Genomic DNA, 17,859 nt, shown 5'->3' on the forward strand with positions numbered 1-17,859 from the left:
CAGTTTCCACAATAATCAGCTAAACCCGTACATCTACCAGTGCCGAGTTATTTTAGGCAAAAAGTTTGGCGATCGCACCTCAACCTATGAGAAAGTTTTGAATCTTCCCTTAAGTAGGTCTTCGAGTTGTGCGGCGCGATGAGTATAGGTATGTTCAGTGAGAACTCTTCTATAGGCAGCTTTGCCAATTGTGTGTGCCATCTCAGGCGTGAGATTACGGATGTGTTCAGCAACCATTAACCCATTCTCAGCAACCAAAACCTCACGTCTAGGTTCTAGGAATAACTCGATGCCTTCCCAAACATCAGTAATGATACATGCCCCCGCACCTGCTGCCTCAAACACTCGCGTTGCTGGAGAAAAGCCGTATCTCGCCATACTCTCGCGGCTGATATTCAACACGGCTTGGGGTGTACAGTTGAAGGCATTATGGTCGCGTGTATAAACGTGTCCCAAGTATTTGACATTGCTGGGTAGTGGTTTGTCGTCCCAACCATTCCCACCTAGTAGGAAATGGTCATCTGGCAGTTCAGTAGCAGCACGTAAGAAAAATTCTTCCACACGCGCTTCTCGATCTGGGAGGCGGTTTCCTAGGAAGCCAAGCTTGCACTCAAATCTGGGTTCTGGTGCGACAGGGTAGTGAGTAGTTGGATCAAGAGCATTGTAGATGGGAACACACTCACGCGCCCCTAAAGCTTTGTAAGCCTTCACAACTGGTTCCCCACCGCCATAGGTGAGGATTAAATCGTAGCGTGGGATGAGAGCACGGAAGGGATCGCTTGGGTTATTTTGCACTCGATCAAGGGTTGCTGGTGCATCTACATCCCAGAACACAATGAGGGTGTTAGGTTTCTTGAGTTCCAAAACTGATGCCTCTAGCAACTCATCGAAAACACCAACGCCACTCGCTTTTACAATTAGGTCAGCGCTGCTTGCCTCTTCAAGGGCACGGTTTACTCCCTCTTCACCATCAGCGGAGTAAACGACGACTTTTGCCCAATTAGGGTCGGGGATATCGCGATGCTTCTGACGATCATACGCATCTGGCTCGTAGAAGGTAGTCTGATGTCCCTGTTCATGCAAGGCTCGGATGATGCCACGATAGTAGGTTGCGGCACCATTCCAGTAGGCAGAGACAAGACTAGAACCGAAAAAGGCAATGTTGAGCTTTCCTGTCATGTCGTCACCACCTTATGGTGTTGGGTGTCTTGGAGTTGTGCATAGATATCAAGGAGTTCATCAACACGATGAGCGCAGGTATGTCGGTTGAGGAGGGTGCGGAGTCCGTTTTCTGCTAACTCTTTTGCCATCTGTTCATCCTGAAGTAATGCACTCAACTGACGTTGCATCTCTTCGCCAGTACTAGCAACGAGGTAATCTTTGCCCGGTGTAAATAAGCCTTCAACATCTTCCCAAGGCGCAGATACCAGAGGAATACCACAAGCTAAGGCTTCAAACACTCGGATGGTGGGAATACCAGGGAGAACTTCAGTATAAAAGCGGCGCGGCACATGGATTGTCACTTGAAAGCGGGCAAACACTTGCGGGACTTCGTAGTTGGCTAACCAACCTGCGTATTGAATGTTTGCGGCTTTTAGGGATGCGATCGCATCTTCTGGATAACGCACCCCATGCACTCGTGTCTTTATCCCCAACGCCTTTACAGGTTCGATGAGAAACTCATACAACTCAGCAGTACGTTCTTCATCACCCCAGTTGCCAATCCAAACTAAATCGCCTTCACGTTGCACCGCGTCAATTGGATGAAAGAGGCGTGTATCTGCCGCTTCGTGCCATGTCCAAGCACGTTGAGTCCAACCCTCGGTTAAGTAGATATCGCGGATAACACTGCCATAGGCTAATACGCCATCGTAGTTAGTCAGATCATAAGCTGCCACCCCAGTGCGATCGCTTACTGAGCGATGATGTGTGTCATGAAATAACAACCGATAGCCACCAACATTATTACGGTGTTCGCCAATGCGTTGCACCAACTGATGGTCGTTCCATTCATGGACAATTACCAAGTCTGCACCATCCAACGCTTCGTCAAGGTCGAGTGTCTTGAGTTGATAGCGATAGCTTTCTAAACCGGGATAAGCAGCTTGGAAACGTAGGATTGGTGCATTTCCATGTTCTGCCAGAAGGTTCTGAAGACTCCAAGCCTCTTGCGGTTCGTACACGCGCACATCATGCTCACGAGAGAGCAACTCACTCACAATACCCCTTAGAAAATGAGCATTCCCGTGGTTCCAGTCTGAGAGGAGGGAATGATAGAACATTACGATTCGCATAATTTTAGGAATTAGCTAAAGATTCCAAACTCATTAATTCTCGCTTGTGAATGAGTTCTTGATATGCCGTTAAATATCTAGATGCCATGACTTCGGAGGTATATTCTAAAGCACGAGTACGGGCGCGGGTTGCTAGTTGATAACGTCGTGGTGAATCGGCAATTAGAGTATTGATGGCAGATGCGATCGCATCCTGATCATCTGGCGGCACAAAGATAGCCGCATCACCCCAAATTTCGCGCAAACTAGGGATATCTCCGAGGACAAGGGCGCATCCTAACAATGCCGCTTCCAGTACAGACAACCCAAAGGGTTCATATCGTGCTGGCAGGACATAAATTGAGGCTTCGCCATACTGTACAGCCAGTTCTTGAACGTTGAGGTGTCCTAGCCAGTGGATATTACTTTTCGATAAGCGATTTATTGAGTCTGCCCCACCATCTGGATGCTTCTGGTCACCAGCAACATAGACAGACCAGATTAATTGAGGTGCAATCTGTTCTAGTACAGCAACATTCTTTGCCTCATCCCATAAGCGTCCAGCCGTGAAGACAAACTCTTTTTTTTGTGATGGGGAAAACAGCGCTGAGTCACGACCGTTAGGAATTACTCTGCCCTGAAAGCTTGAACCATAATGGGTTTTAAGTGCTGTAAGCATTGCTGCTGATGGTGCAACGACGAGGTCTGCTGCCGCTAAACCCTGAGTAACTTCGTGCTGATACCGTTGCCAGTTGCTGGGTGCAGCTTCGCCTTTAACTGCTTCCCACCACGACAGAACACAGGAATGCCCTACTACTAAAATTGGAGATTTCCAAGGCAATGCCCCGTGAGTATAGCCATTTAGGTGTACCACATCAGGCTGAAAGCATTCTTCTAGATCGAGTAACCATTGCCCTGCTTGTTGAACATCATCCCAAGGGTCTTCCATCCATTCAAGTTTGAAGCAACTCTCGAACACCTCTAAGCCAGAGATTTGTCTGGCGGCTTCCCAGTGTTGAGGTGTAAGCGGTGCGCCCATTGTTGCTAAGGCAACTTCAACCCCTTGCTTTGAGAGGACACCTGCAAGTTCTAATGCGTAAGTCCAAACACCGCCAACAGTATCAGCCGTCATCAGGATGCGTTTAGCGGTAACGGCGGACGCTTCGCCCCAAAACCTGTCAGTGTGTGGCTGGGGTTGAGAGTTGGTCAGCATTTGGGCAGATTTAGAAATAGTAGGATTTCAGTTATCTAGGTCAGTAAGCGATCGCTCTAAGAGGGTAACAACTGCACGTTCTTCTGAACTTAAACTATAGGGTGAATCATCACACGTTGAACCACTAGATTGTTCCTCAATAGCACCAAGTGTCCCCTCTAGATAAGCATCAATCACAGCAGGATGAACGTAGTATTTACGGGAGGTCGCAGGGCGGTTCCCCAACTCACTCGCCACATTTTTAATCGCTTGTACAACGTTTTTCTTTGCCTGAGTCTGTGACTCAAAGCCTTCCATTGCTCTAAGTTCTCGTGCTGCCATCACGGTTCCCGCCCAAGTGCGGAAGTCTTTTGCTGTGAAGTCTTCGTTGGTAAGTTCTCGAAGGTAATTGTTGACATCTCCAGAGTCAATCGTTTGAGGTTGACCATCATCGTCAAAATATTGGAACAGTTCGTGTCCGGGGAGTTCCTGACAACGCTTGATTATCTTGGCAACACGTCGGTCATTAAGTTCAATGTCATGATTAACACCACTCTTGCCTTTGAAATGAAATCTTACAGTTGAACCTGAGACATCGACATGACGATTGTGTAGAGTTGTCAAGCCGTAAGATTGGTTTTCTTGAGCATACTCAACATTACCGATGCGAATGTAGGTTGTTTCCAAAAGCCGGACAATGGTAGCGAGTATCTTCTCTCGTGGTAAACCTTTAAGGGTCAAATGGCGTTCAATTTGTTCCCGAATCAACGGCAGTGCCGCACTGAAGGGAATCATCCGGTTGAACTTAGTTTGAGAGCGTATTGTTCGCCAGTGGTGATGATAGCGGTACTGCTTGCGTCCCTTCGCATCGTGTCCCGTTGCTTGCAGGTGTCCGTTGGCAAGAGGGCAAATCCAGACATCCTTCCAAGCTGGGGGAATACCTAGTGCTTCAATGCGATCGCGTTCTGAGGCATCGCTAAGCGGTTTACCATCGACACCAATGTAACTAAAACCTTTACCTCGTTGCTTACGGAGAATGCCGGGACTGGCATCTGAGACATAGCGCAATCCAGCCGTTTTGGCGGATTCGACTGGATCGGTGATTATTGTGAGGTCAGGTTTTTTAACTGTTGACGTTTTCACGAGATTGCTCTGAGTTCTAACTCGGATAGAGGCAAAGGTTGCTCATCCTGAATATCGCTGAACTCGGCATAGACTTGCAGGTAATACTCATTTGCCCGTTCCCAAGCTTGGTCATCTGGAAAGCCCCACTTTTTTGTGTAGTCCGGTGAACCAGGGTAAGGGAACAACGGCACAGGTTTGTTTGCCCAAACCCCAAAACCTTGGAGGTACTGACGCCAAGCTTCAATGGCTTCCGGGTCATCTACTTTCCCATCAAGCAAGTTGGCTTGAACAAAAGGGACGTGTTTCTTCGCACAAATCAGCCGCTCACTCAGCGCTTCTGTAGACAGTTTGCAGTTTTTATCGAGTAGTTGCCGCCCTTCTTCAGAAATACTTTCAACGCCTGCTTCGATTGAGACGCAACCCGCCTGTCCTAGTAACTCAAGCAGCAGTGGTGTCCACAAATCAATTCGAGTTTGAATACCGAACTTCACCTCTCGCTCTACCAATGCTTCAAGTAGTGGTCGATTCGGCAAGAAAATTTCGTCAATAAAGTAAACGTATTCGACCCCTTGAGCAATTAAACCATCCAGTTCTTCCAAGATTACGGATAGGGGACGCTTGCGATAGCGATCGCGAAAATTCTCTTTAGCACAAAACGAGCAATGATAAGGACAGCCACGAGACGTTTCCATCTCCGCACCAGAACCTATTGGTGCTGCCTCAAAGCGGTGATGGTGATGATGATGTCGCCCAATTGTTTCTCGTTGCCAATGCAGTGCTGGCAATGCAGTTAGGTCGGTCGTATGGGGACTCCCCTGCACACGGGGTTCACCAGCTTGCCAGTAACAAATAGATGTCACATCTTGCCAGTTTCCACTTAGCTTCGGCAGAATTTCCTCACATTCTCCCAAAACCACTACATCTACACCCAGCTTCTTCAGAGTCGCTTTGGGTGTTGTGGAGCCATGAGGGCCAACAGCAACCATTGTCCTACTAATATCTTTCAGGTCTAATACGGTTTCTTGGGGAACGCGCAACTCTGGTGGGGCACAGCGCCAGAAAAGATAACTGGGTGCAGTTGTGACAACGGTAAAGTCGGGTTCAAAGGCAGCGACTTGGTTTTTGATTTCTGCTCGTGAAAGATTATCTAACTGCCCATCAACAATTAGAACGTCGTGTCCTTGCTGTTCCAGTAGGGCTTTGGCATACCCATATTCCAACGGTAAGTGCGGTTCCCGACAGCCAAAGTAAGTACTGCCATCAAATGTCCAGTTGGGATTAACAAGTGCGTATTTCATAATTCGCTTCGTAGTAGTAGGGTGCGTCACGGGGCACCCTACAGGTAGAGGTTCTGCGTAAGTTCTGATTCAAAAAGCTGACCACTGACAGCTAAACACTGACCGCTTCTCTCTAAAAGCCATTGATAAAGTTTGCGAACACCTTGGCGAAGATTGACGGAAGGAGTCCAACCCGTTGCGGTTTGAAATTTTCTGGAATCGGAGACATAGTATCGTTGGTCTCCAGGACGCCAACTATCGAAATAGACGTGAGGCTTTTTGCCATGTACCTCACCAATTAGATCAACAAATTCAACTAAGCTGGTCGTATTTTCGTTGCCGCCGCCGATGTTAAACGCTTGACCAGAGAGAGTATGAATGTTTTCCTGTGCAAGCAAGAAGGCATCAACCAGGTCTTCAACAAATAGGATGTCTCTTACCTGCATCCCGTCGCCGTACAAGGTGATTGGCTGTTCTTCAATAGCACGAATCAGGAAGTGAGCCACCCAACCTTGGTCTTCGGTACCGAATTGGTGAGAACCATAGATGCAACTCATGCGAAATACAACGGCTGGTAGTCCAAAGGTACGAGCATAGTCAATAACATACTGGTCTGCGGCTCCTTTTGAACAGCCATAAGGACTATAAAAGTTCAAAGCACGGTCTTCACTAATGCCGAAGCGACATACTAAATCGTCAATTGGCTCATAACGAGTATGGTTCAGGCGTAAGGGGACGTTTTGTAAGCCACCATAAACTTTGTTGGTGGAGGTGAAGACTAGAGGTGGAGGTGTGGAAAGCGATCGCATTTCCTCCAACAAGTTCAATGTGCCAGTCGCATTCACTTCAAAGTCATGCAGCGGATTTTTTAGGCTACTTGTCACTGCCACTTGGGCGGCAAAGTGAAACACCATAAAGGCGTTTTGGAGGGCACGACGTAGGGCATAGCGATCGCGTACATCTGCCACTTCAATTTGTACTAAATCTCCGTGTCTCTGTTGCAACCAGCGCAGATTCTGTTCAACTCCAGGTCGTGAGAGGTTATCAAACAGCAGTACTGGTTGCCCCGCACTTAGCAACCGATGCGCGAGGTTCGTGCCAATAAATCCAGCGCCTCCAGTGATGAGGGCTGGGGATTGGGGATTGGGGATTGGGGATATCGGAAGATGGGGGGATGGGAAGATGGGGAGATGTTCTTTTTGGCTGACCACTGATAGCTGACTGCTGACCCCTATTTCCCCTATTTCTTGTACAGCTTCCAATCCACCCGATGCCCACAAGCGGTACAACAGCTTTGGTGTGCCGTCTGGGTGTTTGATTCCCATGTGGTAATGTCGCTCGTCTGCATGAAACCCATCTTGCGTTGATAGATCGGGATGGAGGTCGTAGAGAGAATACCAATATACGCGATCGACAGGAGCCGCGATCGCGTGTAGAAAAGCCTTCAGTTGTCCGTGTTCGTCATGTCTCCAGGTGGAAAAACCCGTTTCAGTAAGCCACAATTCCGGTTCTAATCCATATCGTTCCAGAACTACGCGCACCTTCTCAACATTGATTGACCATTCTTGCCAATCGAATTCCCAGGTGCCAGGAAAACCGTGAATCCCGATGGCATCAATATAGGCTAAAATTCCGCGATCGCACATTCGCGCTAGCCAGTGCGGTTCTACAGGACTCATCCCAGCCAAGACAGTTTTTTTGCCCCGACGCTTCGCCCAATAAGCAGCCGCGCCAATCATTTCACTGAAGATTTGCCATTCTGGATCGAGTCGCCAGTCCCAATCATTCAAATTGTTCGGCTCATTCCAAAGTTCTACCCACTCGAAGTAGTCACCGAAGCGCGTAATCATTAAATCAATAAAGTCTGCGTAATCTTTCGGGTGGCGAGGCGGGGCGGAGGTTTTTGAGGCAATACCTAACGAGGGGGGTGTGTAGTGGAAACAAGGCAGGACATTAATCTCGTTCCCTAACTTTTTCAGCAGCCAGGTGTACCACTCTTGACCCTGTGCTGTGTGCCAATCCGCCCAAGAAACCCCTGTACGCAAATGTTGGATTCCGATTGTTTTTAGGTCGGCGAGTACCCGTTCTACCTGTTCGTACTCACCAGGACGAAACCACTCCAGTACACCTAGAATTGGCTTAGTTAGGCTAGATGTAGATTGCATTTTCATAATGAACTTTTAAAAGTTAGGGCTTTCATCCCCCGACCTTAAGTACAGGGTGAGCTTATACCGTTAACCCCCGTGCAGCGAGTTCGGCACTAGCCTCTGCCACCCGGTCATCTGCTACTTGTCCTTCTAGCCAGCTAGCCAACTCAATCAACCCTTTCTCTAGCGTTATGCTAGGTTGATATCCCAAAACTTGACGAGCAAGTGTGATGTCAGCAAAGCAGTGCCTGACATCTCCTACACGGTATTTCCCAATGATTTTGGGTTGGATATGCTCTTTCCCTAACGCCTTTGCCATGTGTTCAGCAGCCTCGCGGACAGTATACTGCTGACCACTCGCAACGTTGAAGGCGCAACCTGCTGCTTGTGGTACTTCTAATGCCAGTCGGCAGGCTTGCACAACATCATGAATACTCACAAAGTCACGTTGTTGATAGCCGTCTTCAAAAATTAAAGGAGGATTGTTGTTGAGTAAGCGGGATGCAAAAATAGCGAGAACACCTGTGTAGGGATTGGATAGGGATTGCCGAGTGCCGTAGGTGTTAAAAAATCTCAATGCTACCGTTTGCATTCCATACGCTTGACCCAGGATTAAGCACATACGCTCTTGGTCATACTTCGAGAGGGCGTAGACAGATGCCAAGGATGGCACTTTCGTTTCCGGTGTCGGAACGGGTTTAAGTAGCTCTCGCTTTGTATTGTAAACTTCCCAATCTCCCGCCTTAAGTTGCTCTTGAGTTCGTTCAAACCCGTTACAAAAGCTGCCATCTGGTGCCTGGTAAAGACCTTCACCATAGATGCTCATGCTTGAGGCAACAATCAACCGCTCAACAGGTTGCTCAATCAGCGCTTCCAGTAGCACAGCGGTTCCCAGGTTATTGGTATCTGTGTACTTCCCAATTTCATACATACTCTGTCCCACACCCACGATTGCGGCAAAGTGATAGACAGCATCAATTCCTTTGAGAGCTTGGGCTACAGCGTTAGGGTCACGAATATCCCCAACTATCAATTCGACCTCTGGATTTAAGTAGCTAGGTCGAGAGCAGTCTGCGCCATGGACTTGTGGTGAGAGGTTATCTAGTACACGAACCTGATACCCTTTGCCAAGCAGTTCGTCTACCAAGTGAGAGCCAATGAATCCTGCTCCACCAGTGATTAGGATGTGTTTGCTCAAGTGTGGTTTCTCCCTAAGTAGATTGCCTGAATAAATGCCTAGAAAAAGCAGTTATTTGCGTATTTATGCATAAAAACAGCAGTATTCATGAACTTATACTTCTTTGTCATCACCCGAATGACAGACAGATTCTAAAAAGCGGTGAACCCTAAGTGTTAACTTGAACACACTGTTGCGATCGCATAGGCTGAGCCTGAAGTGTTGCTGCTTCTGAAGGTGACAGGTACAGCAAAAGGCTGGGCAGAGGAATAGATGTAATCTTTTTTAGTGCTTTTCTATACTCAATAGGCAATTCCAACGTTAATCCGAGTGTTCATACTCTTGGCGATCGCCTCCTCTGATTGTTTGCAGCCTAAATTCCCAGCATTCCGCATCTGCAAACTGAAAAAAATTCAAATGCTTCAAATTGGTGGAGGATTTGATCGTGTTTTAGTAGGTAGTTCTAAAACTTTCCTCTCTCTACAGGAGTAAGTTGAAGCGTAGACTTGCGATCGCGATATTAGATTTCAACCTGGGAATCTAGCAGTCACACTTGACTCTCCAAGCATTGGTCGTACCTGCAATCCCTAGAAGTTACAATTAGAACCTCCAATGATTAGTCTTTATTTGATTACAACCTGTAGCTTATGTCGCATACATAGCGGTCTAACGTTCGTGGTCAGACGTTGCTAGTATCCCTAGCAACTTCACCAGTGAATTGCAACAGTCCGCTGCACCACAGTTGTTAGGGCACGTTTTTTGGCAGTGGGTAGAATCGCGTGGCGATTGCGCTTGCATGAGTTTCTACCATCGCATCATGGACAAATTTGCGTTTTGAGACGTAGCGAATACACGCGAGACCAGATTCGTCGTAGATTTCAAGTTTCACCAAACGGTCATCACCAAAATCTATGTACACCGGGCATCGAGCATCCAGCCATGTTTTACGAGGACGAACCCAATCGTATTGGTGATAGCCATTATACGATTGATCGACTTGATCCTGGATGTCATAAATATCATGTATCCAACCCGATCGAACTTCAGCCTTGGTGATGTTTGGGTTCTCTTGTCGCGCCTCCGATAGCCGAAAGAACAATCCAGCATTAGCGCCGTTCATGTGACGCTTTGCCTTCGCCCAAATCAAATCTTTGGCTACTTCGGAGTTGGGGGCTGGCAATCCGTGGTAAATGTCGAAGTTCTGGCGGAAGCCAGAGCCGTCAACTACCCATACGAGGTTGCCATAGAATTCTTCGCGCGAGGTTCTTTCAGCGTCCGTCATTGATGAATGCTGTAGCTCAATCACGATTCCAGTCGCTGTTTTGATATCAGCCCTGTGTATCTCGCCATCATGGGCAATGTGAGATATCTCGCGGCATTCCATTGGGAAAAGGTTTTTCCAGTCGCGGTGCCATGGAGTTTCATTCTCCCACCAGGGGTCGCAGTCCTTTGGTCGATGATGTGCCCAATGATGCATGATTCTTGGACCGCACTTCGCGATCATTTCGGAACCGCAAATTGGACATAACCCTCGACCACCGGAAAAAGCTTCAACACGGTCGTTGTTAACGAGAGCCAATTGCATAATGCTTGCTTGTGAATCAGTAGGTAACGTGACAAACATGACTCGATTGAGCGATCGCATAAGGGTTGAGGTGGAGAAGCAGTGCTGAGTATCGGTTTTGTCCTAACTTTACTTTTACCTGCTTAAATTTCTTCCTTTACTTTAGTGGCAGGGAAATATTTCTCGATCACCTGACCCACTAATAAACCTAAAACACCCAAGAAAATCCCTATTGTCATAATGTTCAATTCAACATTGCCAAACACAACTAGGGAAGGGTTGATGAGAGTTAAAATCAGTACAGAAGAAGCCGAGAGGCTACTCATTACTAAAGACAGCCTTACACTTGAAGTGGAGAACGTATAACGTCCAAGTTGAGCAAGTAAATAGGCAACAAAAGGAACTAAGACGGCGGATACATAAGCCGCGTAAAAAGACACAATTAAATTGACAATCTCGCCCCCCTTCAAGGCAACGGCGAGAGCCAAAAGAGCATTGAAACTAGTGATGAGTAAGCGATTAAAGTTGGATGTAGGCAGAATATTGAAGTCCAAAATAGTTTTAGTTTGCACCCGTAATATACTACTGCCAACACCCAGCGCTGGAACTAATAACGAAATAATCAGAACAACACCCAAAGGTTTATCAGCACCACCACCAATCCACGACAGGATAAAGGGGAGTGTTTCTTTCCCATCAATATCAGTTGGCAAAATTCCTGCTTCTTTGGCAGCTATCACAACTGAACTGGGTAATAAGGCAAGCAAAAGTAGCAAAATTGCTGCCAATACACACCCTTGATAAAGACTCTGCACATCCTTTGCCTGCACAACAAATTGCTGGTACTTCATATCAATGAGAACTAGCAAAATAGTAGATAGTGAGACACCAATAAGGGTTGGGAGGCTCACTTGTTCAAGCGAGGGGATAAACTCAAGAGGCGATCGCAAATACTGCGGAAAACCATGCAACACCCACAACCCGTAGAGTAAAGCTAAGAAATTCAGGATAAGCAACCCCCGAAAGAGAAAGCTGGCTTTCTCGACTGGCAGCACCGAAATAAGCGTAAACAAGATAGCCAAAACAATCATGCTGGCAAGCACTGGGATTCCCAAGACTTTCAGGATAAAGGCTCCAGAAATCAGCTGAACTGCTTCAATACCAATAAGCGATAACCACGACATCAACCCCACAATAATTTTGACTTGACTGCCGTAGCGGTTTCCCAGCAATGTCCAGATTTGCTCGACTTGAGTCCAGTAAAACTTTGCTAGTGCCAAAAGAGCGATTGTCCCTAAGCCAAGCGAGACAGCGTAGAGGCTGCCAGCCGTATCCAAAGTCAATGATTTTTCAGCGGTTCCGAGGAGAAACCCCAAGCCATAATGTGCAGACACCAGTAATGCGGCTAGGGAAAAAGCATCTAGCCGACGGTTTTCAGACATATTCACACTCAGTTCTTCTTTGTTGACGGTTGACTGTTAACTGTGGCTAGAGAACATCAGCCGCCTATCACGCAGTGTAACGGTTGGCGTAGCCTGCCGTAGGCTAAACCTTAGTGTCTATGAGTTAACAAAAGAGGACTCTTTCTTCCTTTTCCTCTTCGCCTTTTCCCAATGATTCAATTCAACTTGGCTGGCATTGCCAACCCTCTAGAGCGTGTTGAAGGGTCTAAGTCCTGACCTACTTGAGAATGGTAGCTTCAGTCTTGGCGATCGCAAGCCGTGTTTTCAGTACAGAATCCGGGTTCAAACTAATCGAATCAATGCCCTGTTCCACCAGAAATTGCGCGAATTCAGGATAGTCACTCGGCGCTTGACCGCAGATGCCAATCTTGCGATTGAACTGTTTCGCGCAGGCAATCACTCGCTCTAGCTTGCGTTTCACGGCTTCATCGCGCTCATCAAATAGATGAGAAACCAATGCAGAATCCCGATCCAGACCTAAGGTTAGCTGGGTTAGGTCATTTGAGCCAATTGAGAAGCCATCAAAGATTTCACTAAAGCGATCGGCTAACTCGATATTACTGGGCAATTCGCACATTACATAAACCTGTAAGCCATTCTCGCCCTGACGCAATCCGTGTTTCGCCATCTCCTCCAGCACTTTACGTCCTTCAGCAGGTGTGCGGCAGAAGGGAATCATCGGAATTACATTCGTCAAACCCATTTCATCCCGCACTCGTTTGAAGGCTTTGCACTCCAACCCAAAAGCATCACGATATTTCGGATCATAATAGCGCGAAGCACCTCGCCAGCCCATCATTGGGTTTTCTTCCTCTGGCTCAAACTCTCGACCACCAATCAGGTGGGCATATTCATTGCTCTTGAGGTCTGACATCCGCACAATCACCGGGTTGGGATAGAACGCGGCGGCTAGCATCCCAATCCCTGAGGCAAGCTTATCTACAAAGTAATCAGACATCTCCTGATACTGGCTTGCCAACTGACTGATTTCCCACTTCGCCGCTTTGTCCTTCAAGGTGTCGAAGTGGAGTAGTGCTAGAGGATGAACTTTGATGTGATTGGCGATAATAAATTCGGTGCGTGCCAACCCGACCCCATCGTTGGGGATAAGCGATAGTCTGAACGCTTCTTGAGGATTGCCAACGTTCATCAATACCTTTGTGCGGGTTTGTGGCAAAGTACCCAGTTCGAGTTCCTCCACCTCAAAGGGCAACAAACCATCGTAAATATGCCCTTCTTCCCCCTCGGCACAGGAAACGGTGACTTCTTGCCCATCTTTCAGAACATCTGTAGCATTATCGCAACCAACGATCGCAGGAAGTCCTAACTCCCGCGCAATGATAGCGGCGTGGCAGGTGCGCCCACCTTGGTTGGTAATCACCGCACTGGCTTTCTTCATGACAGGTTCCCAGTCGGGGTCGGTGCGGGGTGTTACTAGCACTTCTCCTTCCTGAAACTCATCCAGCTTGCGAAGATCGACAATCGTTCGCACTTTACCCTGCCCGATCATTTCACCAACTGCACGACCTGTCAGCAGAGGTTCAGAAGGCGTTTTTCCCGTTAATTTATAGATCTTGAGAACATTGCTTGTCTTTTGGGAATGGACGGTTTCAGGACGAGCCTGCACTATAAATAATTCACCTGTTGTCCCATCCTTCGCCCACTCAATGTCCATCGGGCTGTAGGTTTCCCGAACACTAGAATAATGGTCTTCAATGATGCACGCCCACTCTGCAAGCTTGATGATTTCGTCATCGTTGAGGGCATATTTTGCCTGTTCTGACTTCGGGACAAGCACGTTGGTGGTTGGTCTAGTACCACCGATGTCGTAGATCATCTTGATTTCCTTGCTGCCTAGCCGCTTCTCTAGGATGGGACGGAATCCCTCTTTGAGTGTTGGTTTGAAGACGATGTACTCATCAGGGTTGACCACACCTTGCACAACGCTTTCACCTAAGCCGTATGCTGCCGTAACTAATGCTGCATTTTTGAAGCCAGTTTCAGTGTCAATTGAGAACATCACACCGGAAGAGGCAAGGTCGGAGCGTACCATCTTCTGTACCCCTACCGAAAGGGCAATGTCCAAGTGATCGAAGTTTTTGATAGTACGGTAAGAGATGGCGCGATCGGTAAATATCGAGGCGAAGCATTGGTGGCAGGCTTCTAGAACGCCATCAATACCATTGATATTGAGATAGGTTTCTTGTTGTCCGGCAAAGCTGGCATCCGGCAAATCTTCAGCCGTTGCGCTGGAACGCACTGCCACGTCTACCCCACTGTAACGGCTGAGGCAGGCTTGCAAGTCGTCCCCAGTGAGGCGATCGCACATTTCCACGTTGACCCCATACCGTTCAGACAACTGCACGTAGCTCTTGATAATTGCCTCTTCCAACTCTGCTGGGAAAGGCGTATCCAAAATCAATGTCCGTGCCTGTCTACCGCGTTCCCGTAGGTTATTGATATTCTCTACATCCAAGTCGGCTAGCAATCGCCGTAAGCGAGCTTCCAATCCGGCTTTTTCCATAAAGTAACGGAATGCATAAGCCGTCGTTGCAAAACCTGTTGGGACGTTCACTCCTTTAGGCGTGAGTTGTCGAATCATTTCCCCCAACGAAGCATTTTTGCCACCAACCAGCGGCACATCAGCAATCCCTACCTCTTCAAACCAGAGGACAAACGCTTGTTCTTTAAGGTCTTGATTTAAAAGAGAACTATCTAATTTCTTGGCAGTAAACATCGTATTAATTTCCAAAAATTAAGTTCAATAATTCACATCGTTCACGAAGCTATTAAGATCAGCAAGTTCATCAATTATCAAATTTCTTAATCTAAGTTATTGAAGAGACTCTTAAGAAAAATAATCCTCGTAGCTTGCTCAAAGCCTTATATCTGCGAGTCTAACGCACCCCTTCTAGAATATTCATTGAGGTTTTTAAAGCTTTGTTCTATTATATTAAGCATTGCCTCTTGAGAAGCAGAAAATAAATTAGTCGGCATTGGTATCAACGATTAATAGAGTCTTAATATCAGTCTTGCAGCTATTTTAAATCCCCATTATGGAAGATTCCTTTAATCGTTTTTTGAGCGATAGAGTGAGAACTATAAATGTGTTTCAACATCAAAAGAATTGTCTTCTTTACAAAACTTTAAAGATTGATTTTACGATGACATGATTACGCTGAATAAGGGAAGCATTAAGCTAAAAGCAGACGCTACCGATAAAGCCGACGCGATTCGTCAGGCAGGGACTTTATTGGTGGAAAGCGGCAACATGCAGCCGGGATACATCACTAGCATGATGGAGCGGGAGAAGGTCGCCCATACCTATCTGGGAAATGGAATTGCGATTCCTCACGGGCTGTCGAAAGATCGGGATTTGATTGTGCAAACGGGTATCTCGGTTGTGCAGATTCCTGAGGGAGTGGAGTGGAATCCTGGCGAACAGGTGCATCTGGTTGTTGGGATTGCGGCTAAGTCGGATGAGCATATCGAGATTCTCTCCAACCTCACCCATGTTCTGGATGATGAAGAGGCTGTACAGCGTCTATCCAAGACGACCAATCCGGACGATATCATTGCCTGCCTGACTAACCGAACGACTAATGGAAAGGCTCCAGAAAGTGCGGAATCGGACTTTGCCAAGTTTGTCGATGTGGCGATTCAGGGAAAAACTGGACTCCATGCTCGTCCGGCGACGGTATTGGTCAATTTGGCGAAGGAGTTTGAGTCAGAAATTCGCGTGCGATACGGTGACCAGACGGCGAGTGCCAAGAGCTTGGTGTCGTTATTGAAGCTGGGCGTGGCGGGTGGCGGCACGATTCGCCTGATGGCTCAGGGAAGGGATGAAGATGAGGCACTAGAGAGGCTGAAGCTTGAAGTCGAAGCGGGATTGGGGGATGAAGCGGAGGAAGCCTCATCCGTTACGCTAGGACGCACCCTGAATTTTGAGTCTGCGCCGATAGCGGGGATTGCCGCTTCGCCTGGATTGGCAATTGGTTCGGTGTTTCAGCTTAAGCGCGGCAAGATCGTGTTTGAAGCTACAGCGAAAGATCCAGTAGCAGAAGAAACTCGTCTGCGGCAAGCAGTGGAAACGGGTAAGGCGCAGTTACGGGAACTGTATGAGGATGTAAAAGAGCGATCGGGCACGGGTAAAGCCTCGATATTTCTAGCGCATCAGGAATTTCTGGACGACCCGGAAATGGTCGAAGAAGCGATCGCTTACCTAAAAGATAATCGCAGTGCTGCCTGGTCATGGCAGCAGGCTTACGAACAACGCGCCCATACCCTAGAACAGCTCAAAGACCCCTTGTTAGCAGGTCGGGCAACGGATTTGCGGGATGTGGGTCGTCGCGTGCTGCGGCTGCTGGCAGATAAGGTAGAGGACGAGATGACTCTCCCCGATTACCCCGTGATTTTGATTGCGGAAGACCTGACACCATCAGATACAGCAGGACTGAACTCAGCACTGACGTTGGGCTTCTGCACAGCTTATGGTGGGCCTACGTCGCATAGTGCAATTATTGCGCGATCGCTCGACATTCCTGCGATCGTTGGAGCAGGCCCGGCTATCCTGAATTTGGCAGACAGTACCCCCTGCATCCTCGATGGTGAAAGCGGCAACCTCTATCCCAACCCATCCCAGGCAGATCTGGAAACAGCAACAACAGCCCAGAAGGATTTGCAGGCAATTCGAGAAGCGGAAAAACTGGCTTGCTATCAGCCTGCCCTCATGACTGACGGGCATCGAGTGGAGATTGTCGCCAACATTGGCGCAGCTACAGAAGCGGAACAAGCGGTAAATGCTGGGGCGGAAGGAGTTGGACTCCTACGCACTGAGTTTCTATTTTTGAACCGTTCCGAACCACCTTCCGAGGAGGAACAGTTCGCAGCCTACAGCCAGATGACTAAGGCGCTGAATGGTCTACCCCTAATCGTTCGCACTCTCGATATTGGTGGCGATAAGGAAGTTCCCTACCTCAACCTCCCAGCAGAAGAGAATCCCTTTCTGGGAGTGCGGGGCATCCGGCTGTGCTTCCAACGTCCGGACTTATTCAAACCTCAACTCAGAGCCATTTTCCGGGCATCACAAACGGGAGCTATCAAAATCATGTTCCCCATGATTTCCACTCTCGAAGATATCAAGGCAGCCAAGAAAATTGCCGAAGAGGTGCGCTTAGAGGTTAGGGCAGAACCAGTAGATATTGGCATGATGATTGAGGTGCCCTCTGCCGTACTGATGGCGGACGAGTTCGCCAAGGAAGTCGATTTCTTCTCCATCGGTACTAATGACCTGACGCAGTACACCCTAGCAATGGATCGGGGACATCCAGCATTGGCAAAACAAGCAGATGGTTTGCACCCTGCCATTCTTCGCATGATTTATCAAACTGTGCAGGCAGCAAGCGCGGCTGGTAAGTGGGTCGGCGTGTGTGGTGGTATTGCCGGAGACCCTAAAGGGGCAGCAATCTTAGCGGGGTTGGGTGTGACGGAACTGAGCATCAGTATTCCCAGTGTGGCGGCGGTGAAGGCGAAACTGCGAAAGCTTTCCTTGTCGCAAACTCAGAATTTGGCGAAACGCGCTTTGAAGTGTCGGAATGCTCAAGAAGTTCGCGCTTTGGTTTGAGTATCAACCTTTGTGGGG

11 protein-coding genes are annotated in these 17,859 nt (G+C 48.0%); 1 reads left to right on the forward strand and 10 read right to left on the reverse strand.

The features are described 5' to 3' along the window. Positions 1-84: 84 nt before the first annotated feature. The 10 genes from AC5JL3_RS27765 to ppsA all read right to left on the reverse strand — a co-directional run bounded on the left by AC5JL3_RS27765 (position 85) and on the right by ppsA (position 14,955). Positions 85-1,179 carry a CgeB family protein gene (locus AC5JL3_RS27765; RefSeq protein WP_496077534.1) on the reverse strand — a complete coding sequence of 365 codons (1,095 nt, stop codon included), beginning with the start codon at positions 1,177-1,179 and terminating at the stop codon, positions 85-87. Continuing rightward, a complete protein-coding gene (locus tag AC5JL3_RS27770; protein WP_496077535.1) occupies positions 1,176-2,294 on the reverse strand; it encodes a CgeB family protein in 1,119 nt (372 codons plus the stop codon). The genes AC5JL3_RS27765 and AC5JL3_RS27770 overlap by 4 nt, the downstream gene beginning before the upstream one ends. A 4-nt stretch (positions 2,295-2,298) precedes the next feature. Next, a complete protein-coding gene (locus AC5JL3_RS27775; protein ID WP_496077536.1) occupies positions 2,299-3,486 on the reverse strand; it encodes a glycosyltransferase family 4 protein in 1,188 nt (395 codons plus the stop codon). A 27-nt stretch (positions 3,487-3,513) separates the two neighbouring features. After that, positions 3,514-4,608, reverse strand: a complete 1,095-nt coding sequence (locus AC5JL3_RS27780; protein WP_496077537.1) for a DNA topoisomerase IB — start codon at positions 4,606-4,608, stop codon at positions 3,514-3,516. Beyond that, on the reverse strand, positions 4,605-5,888 hold the full coding sequence (locus AC5JL3_RS27785; protein ID WP_496077538.1) for a TIGR04295 family B12-binding domain-containing radical SAM protein: 1,284 nt from the start codon (positions 5,886-5,888) through the stop codon (positions 4,605-4,607). Before AC5JL3_RS27785 ends, AC5JL3_RS27780 begins: the two co-directional genes overlap by 4 nt. Positions 5,889-5,926: 38 nt before the next feature. Further along, the gene (locus tag AC5JL3_RS27790; RefSeq protein ID WP_496077539.1) at positions 5,927-8,038 is read right to left on the reverse strand and encodes a GDP-mannose 4,6-dehydratase; all 2,112 of its coding nucleotides are present in this window, start codon (positions 8,036-8,038) and stop codon (positions 5,927-5,929) included. Between the two features lie 55 nt (positions 8,039-8,093). Further along, positions 8,094-9,212, reverse strand: coding sequence for an NAD-dependent epimerase/dehydratase family protein (locus tag AC5JL3_RS27795; protein ID WP_496077540.1), 1,119 nt, complete (start codon positions 9,210-9,212; stop codon positions 8,094-8,096). 724 nt (positions 9,213-9,936) lie between these two features. Continuing rightward, complete coding sequence (locus AC5JL3_RS27800) at positions 9,937-10,815, reverse strand: competence protein CoiA (protein WP_496077541.1); 879 nt, start codon at positions 10,813-10,815, stop codon at positions 9,937-9,939. 83 nt (positions 10,816-10,898) lie between these two features. Continuing rightward, positions 10,899-12,197 (reverse strand): hypothetical protein, encoded by a 1,299-nt coding sequence (locus AC5JL3_RS27805; RefSeq protein WP_496077542.1) that lies wholly within the window; start codon positions 12,195-12,197, stop codon positions 10,899-10,901. A gap of 238 nt (positions 12,198-12,435) precedes the next feature. Further along, positions 12,436-14,955: a phosphoenolpyruvate synthase gene (gene ppsA, locus AC5JL3_RS27810; protein WP_496077543.1), complete on the reverse strand. Its 2,520-nt coding sequence runs from the start codon at positions 14,953-14,955 to the stop codon at positions 12,436-12,438. 432 nt (positions 14,956-15,387) lie between these two features. Here ppsA and ptsP point away from each other — a divergent pair, with 432 nt between their 5' ends. Continuing rightward, positions 15,388-17,841: a phosphoenolpyruvate--protein phosphotransferase gene (gene ptsP / locus AC5JL3_RS27815; protein WP_496077544.1), complete on the forward strand. Its 2,454-nt coding sequence runs from the start codon at positions 15,388-15,390 to the stop codon at positions 17,839-17,841. Positions 17,842-17,859 lie beyond the last annotated feature (18 nt).

Source organism: Symplocastrum torsivum (genome assembly GCF_059505465.1).